The following is a 3315-nucleotide window of genomic DNA, read 5'->3' on the forward strand; positions in this document are numbered from 1 at the left end:
AACCCGCGCAAGCGGGTTTTTTCGTTTCTGGCGTTCGATGACACGCGCTTGGAACGCACGACTTTCGCGACATGCAGCGCGGTGATGTGGCAGCGCGCGACCGTCGAAATTTTCCGCGACATGCTGTTGACACAATTTCAGTTCTCCCGCAGAATTCTCCTCCTGAGTCGCCCAGGTGGCGGAATTGGTAGACGCACTAGCTTCAGGTGCTAGCGGGGGCAACTTCGTGGAGGTTCGAGTCCTCTCCTGGGCACCATGACTCAGACAATGATCAAACCCGCGCAAGCGGGTTTTTTCATGTGTGGGGTTTGGGGTTTGTTTCTTTTTTTAGAAGCCAAGGCCAGAGCCCAGAGCCAGAGCCCAGAGCCAGTGCGTTGCGTTTTTGCCTGCGCCGGGCTGGGCGGGGRTGTGTGRGTTCGCGGGACACGCCGTGAATCCRTCCSTGGAGGCTCGCRYACGCCATCCATGGCGTACGACGGTCCCGCGAACCCACACACCCCCGCCCCAGACAGTGGGCCGGTGCGCATCGAAGAAGCAGAAGAGCGAAGGACAAGCACGGCAGAACTCGTGCTCGTTTTTGTGCTCGTTTTTGTGCTCGTGGGTGTTCGTGCTCGTGGGTGTGGGTTTGGGTTTGGGTTTGGGTTTGGGTGTGGTTGGTTTCGGTTTCGGTTGTGGATGTGGAATTGGTGTTGGCTGTTCGTTGCGTACCAGCCAACTGTCTGGGATGGGTACGGGTGGGTTGGCGGGACCGTCATGCGCCATGGATGGCGCATGGGAGCCTCCAAGGATGGATTTACGGCGTGTCCCGCCAACCCACCCGTACCCATCCAAGCCCGTAGAGGCGCACACCCACAGCCGTTGCCCTGCCGTTGCCCTGCCGTTGCCCTGCCGTTGCTCTGCCGTTGCTCTGCCCCTGCTCCACCTTCGCCTCGCGCGCAAAAACAAACGCCCACAAAAAAACCCCGCCTTCCGACGGGGTTTTTTCGTATCAGCTCACCCGCTGATCAATGCCCACCGGCCGACGCTGCACCTGCGCCCGCACCGAACGGCGGTTTGGCCAGCCACAGGAAGGCGATGATCGCCAGGAAGATCCAGCCCAGCAGGAAGAAGATGTCGTTGAAGCCCATCTGCGAGGCCTGGTGGTTGATCATGTTGTTCAGTACCGCCGCGCCATGTTGCACGTCACCCTGCCCCATCGCCGCCACCTGATCCTGCATGCCCGGCTGATAGACCGAAATGTGCTCGGTCAGATCCGCATGGTGCACCTGCGTCCGGCGCGCCCACAGCCACGTCGTCAACGATGCCGCGAAACTGCCGCCCAGCGTCCGCAGGAACGTTGCCAGGCCCGAACCCGCCGCGATCTCGCGACCGTCCAGGTCCGACAGCAGGATCTGCAGCACCGGCATGAAGAACAATGCCACGCCGATGCCCATGATCAACTGCACGCCCGCCACGTGGGTGAAGTCCACCTGCAGGTTGAAGCCCGAGCGCATGAAGCTGGTGAAGGACAGGAACACGAACGCAAACGAAGCGATCATCCGCATGTCGAAACGCGACGCATATTTGCCCACGAACGGCGTCATGATCACCGGCAGGATGCCGATCGGTGCCGTCGCCAGGCCCGCCCAGATCGCCGTGTAACCCATGTCGCGCTGTAACCACTGCGGAATCAGCAGCGACACACTGAAGAAGGCCGCATACGCCACCACCATCGCCAGCGTACCGGCGCGGAAATTGCGGTGCCGGAACAGCTTCAGATCCACGATCGGGTCCTTGTCGGTCAGCTCCCAGATCAGGAACACCGTCAACGCCACCACCGCCACACAGGCCAGCACCACGATCTTGGGAGAGGAGAACCAGTCTTCGTCGTTGCCCAGGTCGAGCACCAGCTGCAGTGCGCCCACGCCGATCACCAGGGTGATCAGGCCGACGTAATCCATCTTCGGCTTCTCGATCTGCTCCGGGCGGCCCTTCAACTGGCTGCCCACCACCATCGCCGCGAAGATACCCAGCGGCACGTTGATCAGGAAGATCCATTCCCAACTGTAGTTGTCGGTGATCCAGCCGCCCAGGATCGGGCCGCAGATCGGCGCCACCACCGTGATCATCGCCAGCAGCGCCAGCGCCTGCCCACGTTTTTCGCGTGGATAGATCGACACCAGCAGGGACTGGGTGATCGGATACATCGGCCCGGCCACGAAGCCCTGCAGCGCGCGCGACAGCACCAGCATGCCCATGCTCTGGGCCAGGCCGCACAGCAGCGAGGTGATCACGAAGGCCAGCGTCGCCCAGATGAACAGCTTGCGTTCGCCGAAGCGGCGGCTCAGGAAGCCGGTCAGCGGCAGGGCGATCGCGGTGCTGACCGCGAACGAAGTGATGACCCAGGTGGCCTGCTGCGAACTGGCGCCGAGGTTGCCGGCGATGGTGGGCAGCGAGACGTTGGCGATGGTGGTGTCGAGCACCTGCATGAACGAGGCCATCGCCAGGCCGACGGTGCACAGCGCGACGCTGGGCGGCAGGAAACCGGCGGCCGCACCGGGCGCCGACGGTGCGCCCGGGGTGCCGGGCGCGGCGGGAGCTTGTGCGGACATGATGGCCTCAGTTCGCCTTGGCCTGCTGCGGCAGGTTGCCCTGGATGATCATATGGATCATGTCATCGGCGCTGTGCAGCTGCTTGGCGTAGACGTCGGTGTCGAACACCTGGCCCTTGGCAAACTGCGTCGGCAGCACGGTGCCCTTCTGGTCGCGCAGGCTCACTTCGGCCTTGATCGACAGACCGATGCGCAGCGGATACTCGGCCAGCTGCTTGGCATCGATGGCGATGCGCACCGGAACGCGCTGCACGATCTTGATCCAGTTGCCGCTGGCGTTCTGCGCCGGCAGCAGCGAGAACGCCGAACCGGTGCCCAGGCCCAGGCTATCGATGCGCCCCTTGTACTTGACGTCACCGCCGTACAGGTCCGAACGCAGCTCCACTTCCTGGCCCAGGCGCATGTGGCGCAGCTGGGTTTCCTTGAAGTTGGCTTCCACCCACATCTGTTCGGTGGGCACCACCGCCATCAGCGCAGTGCCCGGCTGCACGCGCTGGCCGACCTGCACCGAGCGACGGGCGACATAGCCGCTGACCGGCGCGACGATGCCGGCGCGGGCGTTGTTGAGGAACGCCTGGCGCAGCTGCGCGGCAGCGGCCTGCACGTCCGGCTGGGTAGCGATCACGGTGTCATCGACCAGCGCATTGCTGCGCTCGAAGGTTTCGCGCGAACCGGCCACGGCCGCTTCGGCGCCGGCCAGCTCGTCGCGGGCGTGGGCCAGTTC

Annotated in this window: 1 protein-coding gene, 1 tRNA gene and 1 pseudogene; 1 reads left to right on the forward strand and 2 read right to left on the reverse strand. The window is 63.9% G+C overall.

Annotated elements, in window-relative coordinates:
* Positions 1 to 169 precede the first annotated feature (169 nt).
* Positions 170 to 256: transfer RNA gene (locus ACXJKH_RS17305), tRNA-Leu, on the forward strand.
* 748 nt (positions 257 to 1004) lie between these two features.
* On the opposite strand, the gene emrB is transcribed toward ACXJKH_RS17305, so the two are convergent.
* Positions 1005 to 2591, reverse strand: coding sequence for a multidrug efflux MFS transporter permease subunit EmrB (gene emrB / locus ACXJKH_RS17310; RefSeq protein WP_256777391.1), 1587 nt, complete (start codon positions 2589 to 2591; stop codon positions 1005 to 1007).
* Positions 2592 to 2598: 7 nt separating this feature from the next.
* A pseudogene (gene emrA, locus ACXJKH_RS17315) lies at positions 2599 to 3315 on the reverse strand (multidrug efflux MFS transporter periplasmic adaptor subunit EmrA); the annotation flags it as partial.

This window comes from Stenotrophomonas sp. P5_B8, assembly GCF_054049855.1.

Coding starts and splice junctions, on each gene's coding strand:
- emrB (WP_256777391.1), bottom strand. CDS start 2,591: ATGTCCGCACAAGCTCCCGCCGCGCCCGGCACCCCGGGCGCACCGTCG.